The organism is Mycobacterium sp. (assembly GCF_032162105.1).
In the GTDB taxonomy this organism is placed as follows: domain Bacteria; phylum Actinomycetota; class Actinomycetes; order Mycobacteriales; family Mycobacteriaceae; genus Mycobacterium.
Genome location: NZ_JAVRPS010000065.1, coordinates 1 through 19,920, shown reverse-complemented (window position 1 = coordinate 19,920; position 19,920 = coordinate 1). Strand labels below are relative to the sequence as shown.

The 19,920-nt window shown below is 66.3% G+C and carries 22 protein-coding genes; 13 read left to right on the top strand and 9 right to left on the bottom strand.

Features of this window, described 5'->3' with window-relative positions; translation table 11 throughout:
- Positions 1 to 580, bottom strand: a 580-nt coding sequence (locus QOC69_RS03300) for a DUF222 domain-containing protein (RefSeq protein WP_526436319.1), incomplete at its 3' end; no start/stop codon positions are given.
- 289 nt (positions 581 to 869) lie between these two features.
- Between QOC69_RS03300 and groES the strand changes: the two genes are divergently transcribed.
- The 3 genes from groES (at position 870) to QOC69_RS03285 (ending at position 3,284) form a co-directional block, all read left to right on the top strand.
- Entirely contained in the window at positions 870 to 1,172 is a 303-nt protein-coding gene (groES, locus tag QOC69_RS03295) for a co-chaperone GroES (protein ID WP_526436317.1), read from the top strand.
- A gap of 93 nt (positions 1,173 to 1,265) precedes the next feature.
- Positions 1,266 to 2,885, top strand: coding sequence for a chaperonin GroEL (groL, locus tag QOC69_RS03290; protein WP_526436315.1), 1,620 nt, complete (start codon positions 1,266 to 1,268; stop codon positions 2,883 to 2,885).
- 111 nt (positions 2,886 to 2,996) lie between these two features.
- Positions 2,997 to 3,284, top strand: a complete 288-nt coding sequence (locus QOC69_RS03285) for a hypothetical protein (RefSeq protein ID WP_526436313.1) — start codon at positions 2,997 to 2,999, stop codon at positions 3,282 to 3,284.
- Positions 3,285 to 3,659: 375 nt separating this feature from the next.
- Here the strand turns inward: QOC69_RS03285 and QOC69_RS03280 are convergent, their stop codons facing one another.
- Entirely contained in the window at positions 3,660 to 3,920 is a 261-nt protein-coding gene (locus tag QOC69_RS03280) for a hypothetical protein (protein ID WP_526436311.1), read from the bottom strand.
- A gap of 50 nt (positions 3,921 to 3,970) precedes the next feature.
- Here QOC69_RS03280 and QOC69_RS03275 point away from each other — a divergent pair, with 50 nt between their 5' ends.
- Positions 3,971 to 4,555, top strand: coding sequence for an HD domain-containing protein (locus QOC69_RS03275; protein ID WP_526436309.1), 585 nt, complete (start codon positions 3,971 to 3,973; stop codon positions 4,553 to 4,555).
- Between the two features lie 232 nt (positions 4,556 to 4,787).
- On the top strand, positions 4,788 to 6,191 hold the full coding sequence (locus QOC69_RS03270; protein WP_526436307.1) for a threonine/serine exporter family protein: 1,404 nt from the start codon (positions 4,788 to 4,790) through the stop codon (positions 6,189 to 6,191).
- A gap of 1 nt (position 6,192) precedes the next feature.
- On the opposite strand, the gene QOC69_RS03265 is transcribed toward QOC69_RS03270, so the two are convergent.
- Genes QOC69_RS03265 through QOC69_RS03245 form a run of 5 tightly spaced genes read right to left on the bottom strand, consistent with a single transcriptional unit; the run spans position 6,193 to position 10,804 of the window.
- Positions 6,193 to 7,047 carry an MBL fold metallo-hydrolase gene (locus QOC69_RS03265; RefSeq protein WP_526436305.1) on the bottom strand — a complete coding sequence of 285 codons (855 nt, stop codon included), beginning with the start codon at positions 7,045 to 7,047 and terminating at the stop codon, positions 6,193 to 6,195.
- A complete protein-coding gene (locus tag QOC69_RS03260) occupies positions 7,044 to 7,838 on the bottom strand; it encodes an alpha/beta fold hydrolase (protein WP_526436303.1) in 795 nt (264 codons plus the stop codon). Before QOC69_RS03260 ends, QOC69_RS03265 begins: the two co-directional genes overlap by 4 nt.
- Positions 7,838 to 8,557, bottom strand: a complete 720-nt coding sequence (locus tag QOC69_RS03255; RefSeq protein ID WP_526436301.1) for a flavin reductase family protein — start codon at positions 8,555 to 8,557, stop codon at positions 7,838 to 7,840. The genes QOC69_RS03260 and QOC69_RS03255 overlap by 1 nt, the downstream gene beginning before the upstream one ends.
- A gap of 11 nt (positions 8,558 to 8,568) precedes the next feature.
- Complete coding sequence (locus tag QOC69_RS03250; protein WP_526436299.1) at positions 8,569 to 9,867, bottom strand: MBL fold metallo-hydrolase; 1,299 nt, start codon at positions 9,865 to 9,867, stop codon at positions 8,569 to 8,571.
- Positions 9,860 to 10,804 (bottom strand): alpha/beta hydrolase, encoded by a 945-nt coding sequence (locus QOC69_RS03245; RefSeq protein WP_526436297.1) that lies wholly within the window; start codon positions 10,802 to 10,804, stop codon positions 9,860 to 9,862. Before QOC69_RS03245 ends, QOC69_RS03250 begins: the two co-directional genes overlap by 8 nt.
- A gap of 117 nt (positions 10,805 to 10,921) precedes the next feature.
- Between QOC69_RS03245 and QOC69_RS03240 the strand changes: the two genes are divergently transcribed.
- Together QOC69_RS03240 and QOC69_RS03235 are read left to right on the top strand one after the other, a co-directional pair.
- Complete coding sequence (locus tag QOC69_RS03240) at positions 10,922 to 11,761, top strand: helix-turn-helix domain-containing protein (RefSeq protein WP_526436295.1); 840 nt, start codon at positions 10,922 to 10,924, stop codon at positions 11,759 to 11,761.
- 8 nt (positions 11,762 to 11,769) lie between these two features.
- Positions 11,770 to 12,693: an LLM class F420-dependent oxidoreductase gene (locus QOC69_RS03235; protein ID WP_526436293.1), complete on the top strand. Its 924-nt coding sequence runs from the start codon at positions 11,770 to 11,772 to the stop codon at positions 12,691 to 12,693.
- A 78-nt stretch (positions 12,694 to 12,771) separates the two neighbouring features.
- Here the strand turns inward: QOC69_RS03235 and QOC69_RS03230 are convergent, their stop codons facing one another.
- Positions 12,772 to 13,062: a WhiB family transcriptional regulator gene (locus QOC69_RS03230; RefSeq protein ID WP_526436291.1), complete on the bottom strand. Its 291-nt coding sequence runs from the start codon at positions 13,060 to 13,062 to the stop codon at positions 12,772 to 12,774.
- A gap of 441 nt (positions 13,063 to 13,503) precedes the next feature.
- Between QOC69_RS03230 and QOC69_RS03225 the strand changes: the two genes are divergently transcribed.
- The 3 genes from QOC69_RS03225 (at position 13,504) to QOC69_RS03215 (ending at position 16,237) form a co-directional block, all read left to right on the top strand.
- Entirely contained in the window at positions 13,504 to 14,283 is a 780-nt protein-coding gene (locus QOC69_RS03225; protein ID WP_526436289.1) for a tetratricopeptide repeat protein, read from the top strand.
- Between the two features lie 90 nt (positions 14,284 to 14,373).
- Positions 14,374 to 14,952 carry an RNA polymerase sigma factor gene (locus QOC69_RS03220; RefSeq protein WP_526436287.1) on the top strand — a complete coding sequence of 193 codons (579 nt, stop codon included), beginning with the start codon at positions 14,374 to 14,376 and terminating at the stop codon, positions 14,950 to 14,952.
- Positions 14,945 to 16,237, top strand: coding sequence for an anti-sigma-D factor RsdA (locus QOC69_RS03215; RefSeq protein ID WP_526436285.1), 1,293 nt, complete (start codon positions 14,945 to 14,947; stop codon positions 16,235 to 16,237). Before QOC69_RS03220 ends, QOC69_RS03215 begins: the two co-directional genes overlap by 8 nt.
- Positions 16,238 to 16,251: 14 nt before the next feature.
- Here QOC69_RS03215 and QOC69_RS03210 read toward each other — a convergent pair whose 3' ends face one another.
- Positions 16,252 to 16,656, bottom strand: coding sequence for a DUF5319 family protein (locus QOC69_RS03210; protein WP_526436283.1), 405 nt, complete (start codon positions 16,654 to 16,656; stop codon positions 16,252 to 16,254).
- A 142-nt stretch (positions 16,657 to 16,798) separates the two neighbouring features.
- On the opposite strand from QOC69_RS03210, the gene guaB reads away from it, so the two are divergent.
- From guaB to QOC69_RS03195, 3 genes are all read left to right on the top strand, one after another.
- On the top strand, positions 16,799 to 18,352 hold the full coding sequence (gene guaB, locus QOC69_RS03205) for an IMP dehydrogenase (protein ID WP_526436281.1): 1,554 nt from the start codon (positions 16,799 to 16,801) through the stop codon (positions 18,350 to 18,352).
- 30 nt (positions 18,353 to 18,382) lie between these two features.
- Positions 18,383 to 19,510, top strand: a complete 1,128-nt coding sequence (locus tag QOC69_RS03200) for a GuaB3 family IMP dehydrogenase-related protein (RefSeq protein WP_526436321.1) — start codon at positions 18,383 to 18,385, stop codon at positions 19,508 to 19,510.
- 71 nt (positions 19,511 to 19,581) lie between these two features.
- Positions 19,582 to 19,920 (top strand): NAD(P)-binding protein (locus QOC69_RS03195; RefSeq protein WP_526436279.1); only part of this gene is annotated, 339 nt, incomplete at its 3' end.

Genomic DNA, 19,920 nt, shown 5'->3' with positions numbered 1-19,920 from the left:
GACCGAGTATCGCGGCGTCGGTGGCGATCAACCGCCCCCAGACCGGGGTGGTTCCCGAGTCGTTTTCCTCGCCGATGGTGAAGTCGCGGCTGCGGGCGGATCGGCGGGTGCGGCGCACGGCACCGGGATCGATGGAGTCGACCCAGAGGTCGAGGGACTCGATGAGTTTGTATTCCGGGAGTGGGCCCCATTCGGTGATGCGTTCGGCGATCGCGGCGTCGATCGCGGTCAACGCCTCGGCGTCGGTGACCAGCTGGGTGCGTTGATCGATCAGCCAGACCCGGCGGCCGTTCACCGCACCGGCGGCGAATAGTGCCGCCACTTTCGGGAGGCGGTCGCGCAGGGTGACGGCCAGGTCCATTTCTCCGGAAGCGCGGCCGTGGCCGATGTTGAGTGCCGCGGCGATCTCGGCGGCGGCGGCATCCCGGTCGTCGCACGCCCACTTTTCGTGCTTGCCGGTGTTGCGGCGGCGTTCGAGTTCGGCGATCGCGGCGTACTTGCGGGCGTCCGAGATGGCGCTGGCCCGAGCCGTGGCCACGATGACGTCGACCAGGCCCGCGTCACCGACTCTCTCGAACATGTGTTCGACTATACTCCGATGCCTCGACACGATGCACCGCCGTCGCTCGCGCTCACCAATACGAGACCTGTGGATATCTCGAAGATCGGTAGGCGCCGACCCTCTCTTGAGCGCTAGCACTCGCGTGTATAGAGTGCTAGGTGGCAGGCGGACAAACCCCCACGCCGGCACCCGCGGCGACGACGCGGGGGCACGGCCGCATGCCGAACACCTGGTAATTCTGGAAATTCGTGAGAGTCCGGGAACAAGCCCGGATCGCACCCCGATCAACTTAGTGGAGGGCTCCATCGTGGCGAGCGTGAAGATTAAGCCACTCGAGGACAAGATCCTCGTACAGGCCAATGAGGCCGAGACCACGACCGCTTCCGGTCTGGTCATCCCCGATACCGCCAAGGAGAAGCCGCAGGAAGGCACCGTCGTCGCAGTTGGCCCCGGCCGCTGGGACGAGGATGGCGAGAAGCGGATTCCCGTGGACGTGTCGAAGGGCGACACCGTCATCTACAGCAAGTACGGCGGCACCGAAATCAAGTACGACGGCGAGGAGTACCTGATCCTGTCGGCACGCGACGTGCTGGCTGTCGTCTCCAAGTAAGCAGTCATGTCCGCCCCGGAGATCCCCGCACCCGCGGGTGATTTCCGGGGCGGCATGCGTTATGTCTCGACTACGTAGGCAGAAAGTACATTCATGAGTAAGCAGGTTGAGTTCAACGAGACTGCGCGCCGGGCGATGGAAGCTGGCGTCGACAAGCTCGCCGACGCGGTCCGCATAACGCTGGGGCCGCGCGGGCGCCACGTGGTGCTGGCCAAGGCCTTCGGCGGCCCGGTCGTGACGAACGACGGCGTCACCATCGCGCGCGAGATCGACCTGGAAGACCCCTTCGAGAACCTGGGCGCGCAGCTGGTCAAGTCGGTGGCGACGAAGACCAACGACGTCGCTGGCGACGGCACCACGACCGCCACCGTGCTGGCGCAGGCGATCATCAAGGCCGGCCTCCGCAACGTGGCCGCCGGCGCCAACCCCATCGAACTGGGCCTTGGCATCGCCAAGGCCGCCGATGCGGTGTCCGAGGCGCTGCTGGCGGCCGCAACGCCGGTCAGCGACAAGAAGTCCATCGCTCAGGTCGCCACGGTGTCCTCGCGTGACGAAGAGGTCGGCGAACTGGTCGGCGAGGCAATGACCAAGGTCGGCCACGACGGCGTCGTCACCGTGGAGGAGTCCTCCACGCTGAACACCGAACTCGAGGTAACCGACGGCGTCGGCTTCGACAAGGGCTTCATCTCGGCGTACTTCATCACCGACTTCGACGCCCAGGAAGCGGTGCTCGAGGACGCGCTGGTGTTGCTGCACCGCGAGAAGATCAGCTCGCTGCCCGATGTGCTGCCGCTGCTGGAGAAGATCGCGGAGTCGGGCAAGCCGCTGCTGATCATCGCCGAGGACGTGGAGGGCGAGGCCCTTTCGACGTTGGTGGTCAACGCCATTCGCAAGACCCTCAAGGCCGTCGCCGTCAAGGCACCGTTCTTCGGTGACCGTCGCAAGGCCTTCCTCGACGACCTCGCCGTCGTGACCGGCGGTCAGGTCGTCAACCCCGACGTCGGTTTGGTGCTCCGCGAGGTCGGCCTTGACGTGCTTGGCACCGCCCGGCGCGTGGTGGTCAGCAAGGACAGCACGGTGCTCGTCGACGGCGGCGGCAAAGAGGACGCCATCGAGGCGCGCAAGTCTCAGCTGCGGGCCGAGATCGAGGCCACCGACTCCGATTGGGACCGCGAGAAGCTCGAGGAGCGGCTGGCCAAGCTGTCCGGCGGCGTCGCGGTGATCAAGGTCGGTGCGGCCACCGAGACCGACCTGAAGAAGCGCAAGGAGGCCGTCGAGGACGCCGTCTCAGCCGCGAAGGCCGCGGTCGAGGAGGGCATCATTCCCGGCGGCGGTGCCGCCCTGGTGCAGGCCCGGTCGGCGCTCAAGTCGGTTCGTGCATCGGTCAAGGGCGACGAGGCAGTCGGTGTCGACGTCTTCTCCTCCGCGCTGTCGGCTCCGCTGTACTGGATCGCCACCAATGCCGGGCTGGACGGCTCGGTGGTGGTGAACAAGGTGTCGGAGCTGCCCAATGGGCATGGCTTCAATGCCGCCACGCTGACGTACGGTGACCTGCTCGCCGACGGCGTCGTCGATCCGGTCAAGGTCACCCGCTCGGCGGTGCTCAACGCGGCATCCGTGGCGCGGATGATCCTCACCACCGAGACCGCGATCGTGGACAAGCCGGCCGAGGAGCCGGACCACGGCCACGGCGGTCACGGTCACGCGCACTAGTTCCACTGAACGACGAAGCACCCCCGGTCAAAAGGCCAGGGGTGCTTCGTTTTTGCACGGCAAGGTGGTTGATCACAAACGGCGTGCCGCCGCGATGTTAGGTTGCGACTCATGGAGATCCATCCCCCCGCCTGGTTTTTGAACGCAAGCTGTCCTTGCTGCAATCAGGGCACGCAGGAGTTCAGCACCTGCCCATCTTGCGGGCTCGTGGTTCTCATTTGTGGTGAGATCGGCGAGGTTTTTGGCATCTCCGGGCGGCAGTGCGGTCCCGTCATCGGGTCAATCGGCAATGAGCAAACCTGTCAGAGTTGCAGCACGACGGGGTATTTCGACTTTCGACGCTCGACCTCCGAGGAAATTCGCGCGCTCGGCTTCCGATGGCCGGAGGACTACAACTGAGGTGAACACGACTGCCCGGCTTACATTCCGGACTACCGAGATCGCGGTGGTGGACAAGCCGGCCCGAGGAGCCGGACCACTGCGGCGGCCATCACGGCCACTCTCACTAGCAGCACAAACGGAGACACCCCGGTTCTTACGAGCAGGGGTGTTTTCGTCGACGGGCTACGGTTGCGAATACGGGGCAGCTCCATATCTCAACCGACTACGCTGCCCATGGTTGGCTAAGGTCCACGCCACGAATGCGGAGTGCCGGATCATGTCTCAGACTCGAACCAAGGTCGGACTCGTCGTCGACAGGAATTTCGGTCCGCGAGTTGCCCGCCTTGCTCGAGCCTTCCACGTCTGGACTGTCGACTCACCGGGCAATACGCCCTATATCCGCGAATTCTGGCGCGGACCGAACCGCGATTCGTCGATGGGGAATCCGACACGGGTGGGATCACGTCGTTCGTCGCCGGTGACGAAGACACTCCCGAGCAGATCTGCGCAACGATCCTCGGAGAGGTCGATGAGCATCATTGTGGTCACTTCGCCGAGGAGCCGCCGTGGACGGAGCTTCAAGTATTCGGAGTCGAGCTGAGCGAAGGACTGCGGCAGATCTTCGAAGAGTTCGGCGTTACGCATTCGCGTCATGGACGGAGACGGCAGGTGACGAAAATCATTGCCGGAGAGAGGAAGACAGAATGAGTATGTTTCCGCAGACGCAAGCGGCGACGGCTGCACTTTCAGTGGCTACCCGCTTCTATTCGCCGGCGCTGCTCAACCACAGCGTCCGTTCCTACCTGTGGGGAGCGATGTACGGCGCCGCGCACGGCATCGCCTTCGACGACGAGCTGTACTACGTCTCAGCGCTGCTTCACGACTTCGGTCTCACCGAATCATTCGACAGTCACCGAGTGCCGTTCGAGGAGGCGGGTGGGGACCTGGCATGGGTATTCGGGACGGCGGCCGGTTGGCCGGCTGATCGGGCGGCCAGGGCAATGGACATCGTCGTGCTGCACATGCGCGACGACGTCTCTTCGACCGTCGACCCCGAGTCGCACCTCTTGCAGGTCGCTACCAGCTGGGACGTTGTCGGGCTGCGACCGGAGGAGTTCCCGGCGGAGGCAAGGGCGGAGATACTCGCGCGCCATCCCAGGCTGGGATTCGGTGGCGAGTTCCTGGCGTGCTTCGAAGACCAGGCGAGACGCAAGCCGGGCAGCGCTGCCGCCGCATCGATCGCCAACAATGCTGCCGGACGCATCAAGGCCAACCCGCTCGACGGTTAGGTGAAGAACAGTTTCCGTTGGCTGCTGTCAACGCCCACGCGGCCGCAAACCTCGTCCCTACTCTGACGTTGTGAGCGAAGACACCAGTTGCTCCGGGGTGACACGGGGAACGTCCGTCGACCCATGCTCGTTGCGAATCAGGGAATCAGTCGGTGTCGTTAGGGAGGGAAGTGCTGTGCAGTTGACCCGTGATCGTGCGGGCCAGCCATGGCGTGCACGTCAACGCGAGGTCTTGAGCCGGATCGTTCGGGAAACCGAGGCACCGACGGACAGCTTGCCGCGGATAACGGATCGGGTGCTCAGCGAGCGCGACGAGTCGTATGACGCACGGATCGGTGAGGTGCTCGATGTGGCCGGAACCATCGGTGCCATTTTGATGGCCTCTGGAACGCCGGCCACCGCCACGATGGATCAGGTGACGGCCATCACCTCCGCGTACGGCATCGAGCGTTGCGAGGTCGATGTCATCAATACGACGATTCACGTCGCTGCCTACCGTGGCCCCACACTGCCGGCGGCCAGCACACTGCACACCGTGCAGTCCCGGTCGATCGACTTCAGCCGACTGGCGGCCGTCGACCGCCTGACCGATCGCATCCGCGCCAACGAGGTATCGCCGTCGCAAGCCCGCGACGAACTCGACGCGATCATCATCGCGCCGCACCCGTACAAGCGCTGGATCGCCACCCTGGCCTGGGGTGCGCTGGCATTCGCAACGGCGGGAACTCTTGGCGCAGGCCTGCTGGCTTGCTTGGTCAGCGCTCTGAGCGCCATGACGATCTATCTCGTCAACCGGCAACTCAACAGGCACGGACTGCCGTTGTTCTTTCGATACGCGATCGGCGGGGCGATCGCGACCGCGCCCCCGCTCGCGCTCTACTGGCTGAGCCCCAAATTGGGTTTGCACTTCGAACCGACGGTGGCCATCGCCGCCGGCCTGGTCGTACTCCTCGCCGGGCTCTCGCTGGTGGGCTCGGTCGGCGACGTCATCTCGGGTGCCCCGGTCACCGCCGCGGGCCGCTTCTTCGAATTGCTCATGATGACGGCCGCGACGATCGCAGGCGTGGCGCTGGTACTGCACCTCGCCAACCGCTTCGGCGCGCCGTTCGTCGCCATTGGCCCGGAGGCCCCACCTGCCCTGGCTGAGCTGCCTGCACGTGTCGCGTTCGGCGCGGCGAGCGCAGCGGCCTACGCCCTGGCCTGCTATGCCGAACGGACCGCAGCAATAGCCGCGGCATTCGGCGGTGCCGCAGGCACCGTCGCGTTCCTGCTCGCTCAAGGCGCGGGTTTGGGTGCCGTCGTTGCGTCGTTCGTCGCAGCGGTGCCGATCGGCTTGGTCGGCCGGCTGATGGAACGCCGCAAACTCGCACCGCCCATGGTCGTTTCGATCGCGGGCATCGTGCCCCTGTTGCCGGGCCTGGCCCTGCTGCACGGCATCTACGCGATTCTCAACGACCAGCACGCCGTCGGGTTCGCATCGGTGTTGGGTGCACTGGCGGTCGGAACCGCGCTCGCAGCCGGCGTCGCGCTCGGCGAATGGAGCTCGTGGAAGGTTCGGCGACGTCGCCTGGCGGCTCGCCGCCGCAGCCGCGGCACACGACTCGCCGGTATCGAGGCCAATCCGCTCGACGTCTAGATCATGCCGTTGGAAACAGCGTGATGGCCGCACCCCACAACGCGCCGGGGTTGATGCGGTTGGGGTGGAGACGCAGCATCTCCTCATAGAACGCCTGCGCGGATTCCGACGACTCGAGCAGTCTGCGCGCGTCGGTCAAATACCGCCGCGTTGCCTGAATCTGCGACGGGTTGTCGACGGCGCGTGGATCCTTGTGGCCCGCAATCACTGTCGCGGGGCTCAGGGCCTCGGCGATGTCGAGCGCGGTGAGCCATTCGTCGATCCCGGTGACGCCACCGGACTCCGTCAGGTACTGGTGCACCCCGTTGTAGACGACGTCGCCCGCGACGAGCAGACCCACGTCGGGCACATGCAGCATCGTGGTCGCGTCGGTATCGGTGTGACCGACCTCGACGGGAACGAGTGCGACGCCGTCGATGTCGAAACCGCGCTCGTCGACGACGGTCACCGTCAGCTCGCCTGCGGGTACCTGTCCCGGGAACACCAGGTCCCAGAAGTCGGCACGGAACCGTGGATCGTTCTGCGCCCGCATCAGTTCCGCCGTTCCCTGCGTCGCTAGCACGGTGACGCCAGGGAACCTCTGCAGCAACGGAATTGCGCCGAACCAGTGGTCGCCGTGACCGTGGGTGATGTAGATCTGCCGCAGTTTTCGTCCCGACGCCGCGATCCAATCACCGACCTCGGCGGCTTGCGTTGTGGTGAGCGGTGGATCGACCAGCACGGCGTCATGGCGTCCCATGATCAGCGTGGAGGTGATCGGTGACCACATTCGTGTGCTGCCATCGGGTAGCGGGCCGCGTCCCGACTGTGGGATCTGCGCCGTGACGAAGAGCTCGTGTTCCAGCGGCCGGCTCACGACGTCACCCCTGCGATCGCATCGGTGAAGTCGAGAATCATCGTCGCAACCGACCCGCGGTACTCGACGTGCACCCAATGCCCGCCCTCATCGATGACGTTCACGTCGGGTTCGACGAAGCGTGAGCTGATGGCATCGACGACTTGCTGGGTGACGAAACCATCGGCGCCGCCACGGATGATGAGTACTGGGCCGCCGAATGCACTGGTCTCAGGGGTGTTGCGCAGCCCGTTGTTCCACACGTCGACGTAGTGGGCGATAACGTCGGCTGCGACGGGGGCGCCGATGTCGGCGAGCCGGTCGAGCTGTTCCTCGCTGAGTTGGGGCGACAACTGTGCGCGCAAACGGCGCTGTGCAACGCGGTCTCCGCCGAGAGCGCCGAACGGCGCGACCACCTCATCGGGCAGCTGTGTGCCGCCCAGCGGTACAGGCGTGAGCAGCACCAGTCCGCGAACGTGGTCCGAATGCTGCGCGGCGACCAGCTCGGCGACCTGCGTGCCGAGGCTCTGGCCGACCACGATCGCCGGTCCGCTGATTCCCGCAAGGACCTCGCCGGCCTCGGCGGCGAGGGACTCCAGCGTCGCGTCGCACGCCTCGGCAACCGATCCGCTGCGCGTGCCGAACCCGGGCAGGTCGTAGCGCACGGCGCCGACCTCACCTGCCAGAGAATCGACGAGGCCGTCCCACACCGACGCGTCGTCGAGGAAGCCGTGGATCAACAAGACCGTGGGTGCACCGGCCGTCTCCGCCGGGGTACGGGTGATGCGGAACTCGTTGGGTACCTTCGTCATTACGCCACCGTCTTCGTTGCGCCGGACGGCGACCATTCGGCCGTGTCGATGGGTGAGTAATCCGTGTCGCGCTGGTCGAGCCGGACGGCACGCTGCGAGCCGGCCTCTTCGACGAGCTCGTCGGGCAGCGGGGTGGTGAAGATGTTGTTGACCAGGGTGTACTCGCCGGCGAGCCGACCGAACGCATGGAGTGCGCCGACGTCGATTCGGCCGCGGGACAGGTACAGGTCGTCGCGCACGTGGATGCGCTTCACCCGGCCCCACACCACATGGTCGGGCAACGGCGGCATCGGGATGATGCGGTCGACGACGCACTCGAAGGAGATCGGGGCATCGGCGATACGCGGAGCGGAAATAACCTCGGACGCAGCCTTTTCCAACCCGAGTGCGTCGAATTCATCGACGTCGGTGTCGAATTCGTGGGCCGAGCGATGAACTGCGTCCGCCTGTCCTATCGACGCGATGTTCACGACGAACTCGTTGGTGTCGCGGATGTTGACGAAGGTGTCCTTGAGGGTCACCCCGTCCGAGCGCGGCTGCAGTGTGATCGACAGGACCGGAGGGAATCTGCCGACGACGGTGAAGAACGATACCGGTGCGATGTTGCCGACTCCGGAGGTAGACCTGGTGCTGACCCAGGCGATGGCACGGGGCAGCACGCTGCCGATGAGAAGCTTGTAGCTTGATACGGGGTCGAGGTCGGCGGTGTCGATGATCATTGTGGTTCCCTTCAATTCGCTTGCGGCCATGCGGTGTTGAGTGAGTCGCTGGTGGTTGGTGCGGCCTGAATGCCGAGAATTCGCCATCCGTGTGGCCCGCGCGCCACCTCGAAATGCGCAGCCACTCGTTCGATCTCGGTGCCGTCGGCACGCTGACGTGACCAGATCACTTCGATCGCCGCGCCGTTGTCGTGGTATACCGTCACCTTCTGGTCGGGCACCGCCGTGTGGGTGTAACCCTCGTTCTGCAATCGGATGTGCAACTGCTGTTGCACCGCCACCACGTCCGACGGTTCCAAAATCCACCGGCTGCCCTGGTCGTCGCTCCAACTGAGGGGCGCGGACCAGTAATCCAGGATGAATTCGGGACCGCGCTGGATTGTTCCTGCTCCGACGCCGATCCAGGTGGTCAGGTAGTCGTCGAAGAACCACTGCGTGACTTCGTCACGAATCGACGAGTCGCCGGTTCGCTCCGGTAGCAGGGCCACGGCGGTGTACCAGACCGGGCCGACATTGAGGCGGTCCGGGTACAGCGCGATCATCTGGTCGAAATATTGGCGGGGGCTGAGCTTTTCGGCGAGGAGTCGGCGGGCGTTCAGCAGGTAGTCGCGTGTCTGGTCGAGGATGGCCGGATCGTCGGGCAGGTCCTTGTTCTTGTGGCCGGCCACGACGGCGCGCGGCTGCAGCGCCGCGACCTTGTCCAGGGCGGTGAGCCACGCCTCGACCCCACCGTGGGCGCTTTCCAGCAGATATTGGTGTACACCGTTGTAGGCGACGTCGCCGGCGACGACGAGGCCGATGGAAGGAACGTGCAGCACTGTGGTGTCGTCGGTGTCGGTGTGGCCGACCTCGACGGCCAGCAGCCGATGGCCTTCAAGTTCGATCCCGTCGACAGGAAGGGTTCGATAGCTCACGGGGCTGGGGGGTATCTGGCCGGGGAAGTCGACGTCCCACAGCTCAGCACGGCCCACGGTGCCTTGCTGGTGCATCATCGCGATCGTGCCGTTGGTCGCATACGGGACCGTTCCGGGAAACCGTTGCAGCAGAAGGTCGGTGCCGAACCAGTGGTCGCCGTGTCCATGGGTGGCGTAGACGGCGGTCAGATGTTTGCCGGAGCTCTCGATCCAGTCGCCGACACGTAGCACCTGCTCGTAGGTGAACGGCGGGTCGACCAGGACGGCGTCGCGATCGCCATAGATCAGTGTGGAGGCGATCGGTGAGGAGATGAGCGGGCTGCCGTCCGGCAGAGTTTGCTCGCGCTGACGTCGCACGCCGTCGTTGACTAGGACCTCGTAGTGCAGTTCAGACATGGCTTATCCCTTTCGATTCTCTTTGTGCCAAGTGGTTTACGGGTGTGTTGAGGTGTTCGGTGAACCACACGACCGCGGCACCGCTGGCTTCGGTGAAGCGGCTCAGGTATGGGTCGAAATGACCGCCATCGATGGTGACCAGCTTCTTGGGCTGCAGAGCCGCTTCGTAGGCGCCGAGCGCCAGGTCGGTGAGGGTGATGGTGTCGCGCAGGCCGACGACCATCAGCAGGGGTGTCGGCGAAACCCGGGCGATCCAGGTGCCCGGCTCGTACATCCGCGCCGCACGGGTCGAGCGCAGCGTGACGACGTTGTCCCACACTCCGTCGGGGACCGGCTGGTTGTAGAACGCGACGGCGTCGGGCGCACGATAGGCGGCAGGCACCGACGGGTCAGCACTGACCACGGCCTGGGTGGCCGGTGGCGCACCCTGGAACTGCCGGCGTTCGTCGTCGGCGAATGCCTTCTCCAACGCCGGGACCTGGTCGGGGGCGACGCGTCGCAGGCTCTGCTGATACCCGCTGATGGTGGGCACCTGGGCTACCACCGCGCGCAGCCGCCGGTCGGTGGCTCCCAACACGACCGCGTGGCCGCCGGCATAGCTGCTGCCCCACAACCCGATCCGGTCGGGATCGACGAAGGGCTGGCTCTCCAGAAAGGAAATCGCGCGGCGCCAGTCGGCGATCTGCACCCATGGGTCGATGTCGTAGCGCGGCGATCCGTCGCTGGCGCCGAAGCCGCGGTGGTCGTGCACGAGGACCACGAACCCAGCGGCGGCGAACACCTGGGCGAAACGCTCCAGGCCGTGTTCCTTCACGCCGGCGAAGCCGTGGGCCATCGTGATGGCTGGATGGGCACCTGGGCTGTCGGGCACGAACAACCAGCCCCGCAGAATCACGTCGTCTTCGCCGGCGAACTCGACGTTCTGTCGCTCGGTCATCTCGGCTCCTTCCAGGTGTCCGACAAACGGCACAACATCGACAATGGGCGCCTCGTGTCCGAGAAGGGGACACCGCATTGACCCTGGTGTTGGGAGGGACAGCCTTAGGCTGACGGGGTGGCGGCAGACAGCAACGCCCTCGGTGACTACCTGCGGGCGCGGCGCGGACAGGTCCGACCCGAGGACGTCGGCCTGGTGGCGGGTGCGCGGCGACGTGTTCAGGGCCTGCGGCGCGAGGAGTTGGCAACGCTGGCGGGCATCAGCTCCGACTACTACCTGCGACTGGAGCAGGGCCGCGACAAGAATCCGTCCGCCCAGATCCTCGATGCGCTGGCGCGGGCGTTGCGCCTCGACGTCAAGGCGACCGAGTATCTCTATCAGCTGGCCGGCCCTGCGAGTGGACGTCGGGATCACGCGACGGTCGAGACCGCCGCCGACGGCAGCGCTGAGCTGATCGAACAGTTTGCGATGCCTGCGATCGTGGCCAACCGATGTCTGGATGTGCTGGCCGCGAATTCGCTCGCTCGCGCACTGTCGCCGGGTTTCGCCCCCGGCGAGAACTTTCTGCGTTGGCGGCTGACCGAACCTGCCGCCCGCGACCTCTACGTGGACTGGGATGACGCCACCGATGTCGCCGTGAGCGGGTTGCGCGAAGCGGCGGCCAGCGATCCGGATGATCCGCGCCTGCGGTTGCTGATCGACGAATTATCTTCCGTAAGTGAGCGATTCTGCGAACTATGGGCACGCGCAGACGTGGGTTACCGGGCGAGCGTGATTCATATGCGCCACCCGACGGCCGGTGATTTGCATTTGAGCAGCAATAGGTTCAACATCCCGCATTCTGGCGGGCAGCACCTGCTGACCTATCGCGCTGAGCCGGACAGCGAATCGGCTGCGGCGCTCGAGGCCCTGCGCGCAGTGGCCCGCGGGAATCCAATCGCGCCGCCCGGTTGTTGAATAAAGCCGTGACCATTCGTCTCGGACTACAGATTCCCAACTTCTCCTACGGCGTCCCCGTCGCCGAGCTCTTTCCGGCCGTGGTGGCGCAGGCACAGGAGGCTGAGGCCGCCGGCTTCGACACGGTCCTGGTGATGGACCACTTCTACCAACTGCCGACGCTTGGCGAGCCGGACGAGCCGATGCTCGAGGCGTACACCGCGCTCGGGGCGTTGGCGAGCGCGACCGAGAACATCCAGCTGTCGACGCTGGTGACTGGCAATACCTACCGCAATCCGACGCTGCTCGCCAAGGTGATCACGACGCTGGACGTCGTCAGCGGTGGCCGGGCGATCCTCGGCCTCGGTGCAGGCTGGTTCGAGCTCGAGCACCAGCAGCTGGGCTTCGAATTCGACACGTTCACCGAGCGATTCGAGAAACTCGAGGAAGCGCTCCAGATCATCATCCCGATGACGCACGGCGAGCGGCCAACGTTCTCTGGCAAGTACTACCGCACCGAGAACGCGATCAACGAGCCTCGCTACCGCGACCACATCCCGGTCATGCTCGGCGGCAGCGGCGAAAGGAAGACATTCCGGCTGGCCGCGCAATACGCCGATCACCTCAACCTGATCACCCCGATCTCAGAGCTGCGCCACAAGGTCGACGTGCTCAAGCAGCGGTGCGACGAAGCCGGGCGCGATCCCTCGACGCTGGAAACCTCGACGCTGCTGACCGTTGTGCTCGACGACCACGACACCCGACGTGATGTCGCCGAGGCGACCGGCGGTCGCGTCGTGCGCGGCACCGCGGAGCACGTGGCAGAACAGATCAAGACCAACGTGCTCGACGTCGGCGTCGACGGCGTGATCGTCAACCTGCCCACCCACGGCTACACGCCAGGGGTCATCACCAAGGTCGGCGAGGCGCTGAAGCCGTTGGTCTCGGCCTGAGGCGCGCGAAGAGGCCCATCCGGGAAACCGGATGGGCCTCGTTCATGTTTCATGCGCGGACTGCTGCCGCTGCGAAAATCAGGCGGTGCGGCGAATGCCCCGCTTGAGGAGCATCTCGCGCTCCGACTCGCTCAGCCCTCCCCAGATGCCGTAGGGCTCACCGACGCCTAGGGCGTGGGTGCGGCACTGTGTAATGACTGGGCAACTCCGGCACATCTCCTTGGCGCGCATCTCCCGCTGTGCGCGGGCCCGGCCACGCTCTCCGTCGGGATGGAAGAACATGGATGAGTCGACACCTCGGCAAAGGCCCTGCATTTGCCAATCCCAGATGTCTGCGTTGGGTCCGGGTAGCTGCTGCGGCTGTGGCATTAGGAAAACCCCTCTCTGCGCACCCCTTTCGCGTAAAGCGAGAGGGCGTGGTTCGTGGAACCGATCCGAGCACGGTGTCGCCAGTGACTACTCGTGCACACAACGTAGAAGGGCTCACGAAATTCAGTCAATAGCCCGAACATGTGCTCAAGGGCATAGCTGCAGCTGGAGAATTTACATCACGTTCATCGTTGCGACCCTCCCGCAACGAGAAGCGTGATTACGAAACGGCCTCCAAATGATCACGAGTCCCGTTTCCGCTGCTCGCAGCGAACGACGTTGCGCCCCTAATTTCTAGCGTTCAGTAGGCAGTTGATACCGAATTAACATGCCCACCATCAACTGTTAACCAATGTTGAATCCGCAACACATTGGTACCCGTGCCCGGCGGTACCGGGTTCCCGTCGTCGGATGTCGACGTATTGATAGCGTCCCGATCCGATGGACATCCTGGCCCGCGCCGCCTTCGGCGACGATCCCGGTCGCTGGCCACTGCCCGCGACGACGACGCCGCTGCAGACCTGGCAGCGTGCGGTGGCCGCAGGCGGTCAGGGTCGATACGCCAGTGGCTTCGCCGACCTGGACGCCCTCGGCTGCGCGCCGGCGGCGGGATCGCTCGCTTCGCTGGCACTGAGCACGAGGGCATCGTTTCTGCGTCAGCTCGGCCGACACGTCGACGCGCGGTCGTGGGACGGCCGCGCCCTCGCACTGGCGGGGCCCGATGCCGAGGCGCGCGCCGACGCGTTGATCGGACTGGCCGCCGATGCCCTCGGCATCGGTCGCTTCGAGGCATCGGCACGGCTGCTGCAGCGGGCCCGCGAGGTCATCGGGGACGCGTCGCCGAGGCGATTGCCGGTGCGGTTCGGCTGGGTGTCGGCTGAGTTGGCGATGTTCACCGGCGACGGCGCCGCAGCACTCGGCCACGCCGAACGTGCCGCCGGGCTGGCGGTGTCGACCGGCTCCGCGCGACACGCCGTCAAGTCGGATGTGGTGCTGGCCGCAGCGCTGTGCAGCGCCGGCGATCCGGACGCGTCGCGTCGTGTCGCCGACGGCGCGCTTGCGGTTACCGAGCGGCTCGGTTTAGTGCCGCTGAGCTGGGCATTAGCCTGCCTACTGGCCGACGTCGGCAGTGCCGTCCACCCACCGGATCGGATCACCGAGATCCGTGACGAATCCGCCGATGCGGTACGCCGCAGAGGGGGCGTGTGGGCAGGCGGCTGACGCCGGTTGGGGCGCCCTGATCATTACTCTTTACCTGACACAACCGTTTTGGGGTGCGCCTCAGCCGTAACACTGGAGATAACACTCACGATGACAAGTTCGGGAGATGGTCTCGATTCTGTCGTTGCTGAGGCGGTGGCAGGCGATCGAGATGCACTCCGGACGGTGCTGGAGACCATCCGTCCGATCATCGTCCGGTATTGCCGGGCGAGGATCGGGACAGCGGATCGAAGTGGACTTTCAGCAGACGACGTGGCTCAGGAGGTGTGCTTGGCCGCCATCACGGCGCTGCCGCGCTACAAGGATCAGGGACGACCGTTCCTGGCCTTCGTATACGGCATCGCCGCTCACAAGGTCGCCGACGCTCACCGCGCCGCCGGGAGAAACCGTGCCGACGCCACCGACACGCTGCCCGACCGAGCTTCGTCCGCGGCCGGCCCTGAGCAGATGGCGATCGACGCAGAATCGTCCGCCCGGATGGACAAACTACTAGCCACGCTGCCCGAGAAGCAGCGCGAGATCATCATCCTTCGCGTCGTAGTCGGCATGAGCGCCGAGGAAACGGCAGAAGCGGTCGGCAGCACGGCGGGCGCCGTCCGGGTCGCCCAGCACCGTGCGCTGGCCCGGCTGAAGGCCGAGATCGGCACGACGAGGCACGACCATGCCTGATTTCGGACGCTGGACCGGCAACGGCGGAGACCCGTCGCTCAATGACATCAGCCGCGACGAGCGGTTCCTCGACGCCCTCGCCTCGAACGAGCCGGTGTACGCCACCGATCCCAGTGAGGCGGAACTGGCGTTCCTGCTCGCGGACTGGCGTGACGAGATTCGCGACACCCCGGTCACGACGGTCGTCACGACCCGCGATGCGGCCATCGCGTTGCGCGGGGCCCTCGACTCCCGCAAGCGCACCCGGACCTCGTTGGCCCTCGTCGGATCGGCCGCTGCGGCGCTGCTCGTCCTTGGTGGGTTCAGTGCGGCCGTGTACGGCGCAGGCCCGGGCGACACGCTCTACGGCGTGCGGAGCATGCTCTTCGGTGATCAGCCCGCGGCGCGCAACGACCAGGTGGTGCTGGCCTCGCAGCAGCTCGCCGAGGTGCAGCAGCTGGTCGAGCAGGGCGACTGGCAACAGGCGCAGGATCGGCTTGAGACGCTGTCCACCACGGTGCAGAGCGTCGATCGGGTCGAAGACAAGCAGGACTTGGTCCAGCAGTGGAATGCGTTGGCATTCAAGGTGGTCGAGCAGGATCCTGCAGCGACGCTGCCGCCGCCCGATCAGCCGCAACCGGTGCTGCCGTCGTCGCCGCTGACCCTGTTGCCGGTCCCGGTGATCGAGGACACCACGACGTCCTCGTCCACTTCGACGTCGACATCGACATCCCCGTCGGACTCGTCGACCTCGCCATCTAGCTCGCCGTCGGAGACGCCGCCGACCTCACCGTCGGAGTCGCCGCCGCCGTCGGACCTGGTCATCGTGACCAGCACGACGCCAACGTCGAGTTCGTCGCCGTCGAGTTCGCCGTCGACATCCACCCCGACGTCCACGTCCACCCCGACGTCCACGTCCACCCCGACGACCACGACCACGACCACGACGACTACGACCTCGCGGCAGCCCGCCGCCTTGCCGCCGTCCTCATTGCTGCCGTCGACGGTGTCAGTGCCGTCGTCCGCGCCTGTGCCACCCTCGGTGAGCGCATTGCCCGCCGTCGTCGCACCGCCTCCGGTGAGCGTGCCGCCCCCGGTGAGCGTGCAACCGCCCGTCTCGCAGCCACGCATCGCGGCCACCCCGACGACCGTCCAGGCGCCGCCTGCGGTGGTTGCGCCCAGCCCGCCCAAGCAGGCCGAAGCGCCGGTTGAGTCCGCCCCGCCGTCGGAAGCGCCTGCACCGCCGCAGGAACCCGAACAAGTGGTGACGACGACCGTCGCGCCGCCTGCTCGCAACGGCAACTGAGGCGAATTAAGCGTTCAGCGATATCCGTCGGATTCCGACGCCGCTTCGTTCAGCGAAGCGTCGGCGTATCCGCGGCAGTAATCCCAGGTCACGTAGGCGTCGGGTTCCGGATCGTAGGCCGGTTCGTGCGGCCGCACCGTACCATCGACCAGCAGTTGCAGCAGGTTCGCACGCAACATGTCCCAGTCGTGGTAGTGGTCCTGCTGGCACTCGTCACAGCACACCACCAGACCACGAATTCCCTTGTGCGCCAACAGCGCCTCGTACACCGCCAAGTCGGCGAGATCCGCCTCGACGGCGACGCGTTCCTGCGGATCCAGCGGCTGGCCCGGTTCGATGGCGTCGAGCGCTGCGGAAGGGTCGCAGGGGTCGTCGGCGAACGGGTCGGGCGGCAAACCCGGCGGCAGGTGGTCGCGCACGCTTCCACATTACGCAGCACCGACGTCATCGCGCCAGCCGTCCACGCCGAACATCCAGCTCCGAACGTCGTGTGAGGCCGGCCACCGTCGGCAGTCCCGATAAGATGGGTATTTAGTTCTGCGCCGTCTGGAGGCCTCACCCATGTCGATCGCTGAAAGCAGCCTTCCCATCGCCGTTCCGGTGCCGACCGGCGGAGACGATCCGACCAAGATCGCGATGCTCGGGCTTACCTTCGACGACGTCCTGTTGCTGCCCGCCGCCTCCGATGTGGTGCCCGCCAACGCCGATACCTCCAGCCAGCTGACCAAGCGCATCCGGTTGCGGGTGCCGCTGGTCAGCTCGGCGATGGACACCGTCACCGAGTCGCGGATGGCCATCGCCATGGCGCGCGCCGGTGGCATGGGCGTGCTGCACCGAAATCTGCCAGCCGCCGAGCAGGCCGGACAGGTCGAGACGGTGAAGCGGTCCGAGGCAGGCATGGTCACCGACCCGGTCACCTGCTCGCCGGACAACACGCTGGCCGAGGTCGACGCGATGTGCGCGCGGTTCCGGATCTCCGGCCTGCCGGTCGTGGATGCGCTCGGCTCGTTGGTGGGGATCATCACCAACCGCGACATGCGCTTCGAAGTCGACATGAGCAAGCCCGTCGCCGAGGTGATGACCAAGGCGCCGCTGATCACCGCACAGGCCGGCGTCACCGCCGACGCCGCGCTGGGTCTGTTGCGGCGCAACAAGATCGAGAAGCTCCCGATCGTCGACGGCCACGGCAAGCTGACCGGCCTGATCACCGTCAAGGACTTCGTCAAGACCGAGCAGTTTCCGCTGGCCACCAAGGACAGCGACGGCAGGCTGCTGGTCGGTGCCGCGGTCGGTGTCGGTGGCGACGCCCGCGAACGGGCGATGACGCTCGTCGACGCGGGCGTCGACGTGCTGATCGTCGACACCGCGCACGCCCACAACCGCGGCGTCCTCGACATGGTCCACTGGCTCAAGACCGTGGTCGGCGATCGCGTCGAGGTGATCGGCGGAAACATCGCCACCCGTGCCGCTGCCTCCGCGCTGGTCGATGCGGGTGCGGATGCCGTGAAGGTTGGCGTCGGCCCGGGTTCCATCTGCACCACGCGGGTGGTCGCAGGCGTCGGCGCCCCGCAGATCACCGCCATCCTGGAGGCCGTCGCCGCGTGTGCGCCGTCGGGCGTCCCGGTGATCGCCGACGGTGGCCTGCAGTACTCGGGCGACATCGCCAAGGCGCTGGCGGCCGGTGCGTCGACGGCGATGCTGGGGTCGTTGCTGGCCGGCACCGCCGAGGCGCCTGGCGAACTGATCTTCGTCAACGGCAAGCAGTTCAAGAGCTACCGCGGCATGGGTTCGCTTGGTGCCATGCAGGGCCGCGGCGCTGGGGGTGCCGCCGGCAAGTCCTACTCGAAGGACCGCTACTTCCAGGACGACGTGCTCAGCGAGGACAAGCTGGTGCCAGAGGGCATCGAGGGCCGGGTGCCGTTCCGCGGTCCGCTGTCGACCGTCATCCATCAGCTGACGGGTGGCCTGCGGGCGGCGATGGGCTACACCGGTTCGGCCACCATCGAGCATCTCCAGCAGGCGCAGTTCGTGCAGATCACTGCGGCGGGCCTCAAGGAGAGTCATCCGCACGACATCACCATGACCGCCGAAGCGCCCAACTACTACGCTCGCTGAGAACCCGGGGGATCCACACGCATGCGTGACTTGGTCGAGATCGGCATGGGCCGAACTGCTCGTCGCACCTACGAGCTCGCCGACATCAACATCGTGCCGTCGCGGCGGACGCGCTCGTCGCAGGACGTGTCGACGACCTGGCAGCTCGACGCGTACCGCTTCGACATCCCCGTCGTCGCCCACCCCACCGACGCCCTGGTGTCGCCGGAGTTCGCCATCGAACTGGGCAGGCTCGGCGGGCTGGGTGTGCTCAACGGTGAGGGCCTGATCGGCAGGCATGTCGACGTCGAGGCCAAGATCGCCCAGGTATTGGAGGTGGCCGCCAAGGAGCCGGACCCGTCGTCAGCCATCCGTCTGCTGCAGCAGCTTCATTCCGCACCGTTGAACCCGGAACTGGTGGGTGCAGCGGTGGCGCGCATCCGCGACGCGGGCGTCACCACTGCCGTGCGGGTCAGTCCCCAGAATGCGCAGGCCCTGACGCCGGCGCTGGTCGCGGCAGGCATCGATCTGCTGATCATCCAGGGCACGATCATCTCGGCAGAGCGCGTCGCTCAAGACGGTGAGCCGCTTAATTTGAAGACGTTCATCTCCGAGCTCGACGTCCCCGTCGTCGCCGGTGGCGTGCTCGACCATCGCACCGCATTGCACCTGATGCGCACCGGCGCGGCGGGCGTCATCGTGGGCTACGGGTCGACCGCGGGCGTCACCACCAGCGACGAGGTGCTCGGCATCAGCGTGCCGATGGCCACCGCGATCGCCGACGCCGCCGCGGCCCGGCGGGAGTACCTCGATGAGACCGGCGGCCGCTACGTGCACGTACTCGCCGACGGCGACATCCACACCTCGGGCGAGTTGGCCAAGGCGATCGCGTGCGGCGCTGACGCGGTGCTGCTGGGCACGCCACTCGCCGCCGCGGAGGAGGCCCTGGGTGGCGGTTGGTTCTGGCCGACCGCGGCCGCCCACCCGTCGCTGCCGCGTGGCGCCCTGCTGCAGGTGGCGCTTGGGGAACGGCCTTCGCTGGAGCAGGTGCTCACCGGCCCATCCGTCGATCCGTTCGGCGGGCTGAACCTGGTCGGCGGCCTGCGCCGGTCGATGGCCAAGGCCGGGTACTGCGACCTCAAGGAGTTCCAGAAGGTCGGCCTGGCCGTCGGGTCGTAGCTCTGCACGAACAGGGCGACTTAGGCTAGCCTAGCTAGCTCGTTACCCGTCGGTAAGTTCATACTCTTGCGATGGAGCCTGACTACGACGTTCTGATCATCGGCTCGGGGTTCGGGGGCAGTGTCAGCGCACTGCGACTGACCGAGAAGGGCTATCGCGTTGGCGTCCTCGAAGCGGGCAGGCGGTTTGCCGACGAGGAGTTCGCCAAGACGTCGTGGAACCTGCGCAAGTTCCTGTGGATGCCCAAGCTGGGCATGTACGGGATCCAGCGCATCCACCTTCTGCGCAACGTGATGATCCTGGCGGGCGCTGGCGTTGGCGGCGGCTCGCTCAACTACGCCAACACGCTGTACGTACCGCCGGAGCCGTTCTTCGCCGACCCGCAGTGGAAGCACATCACCGACTGGCGC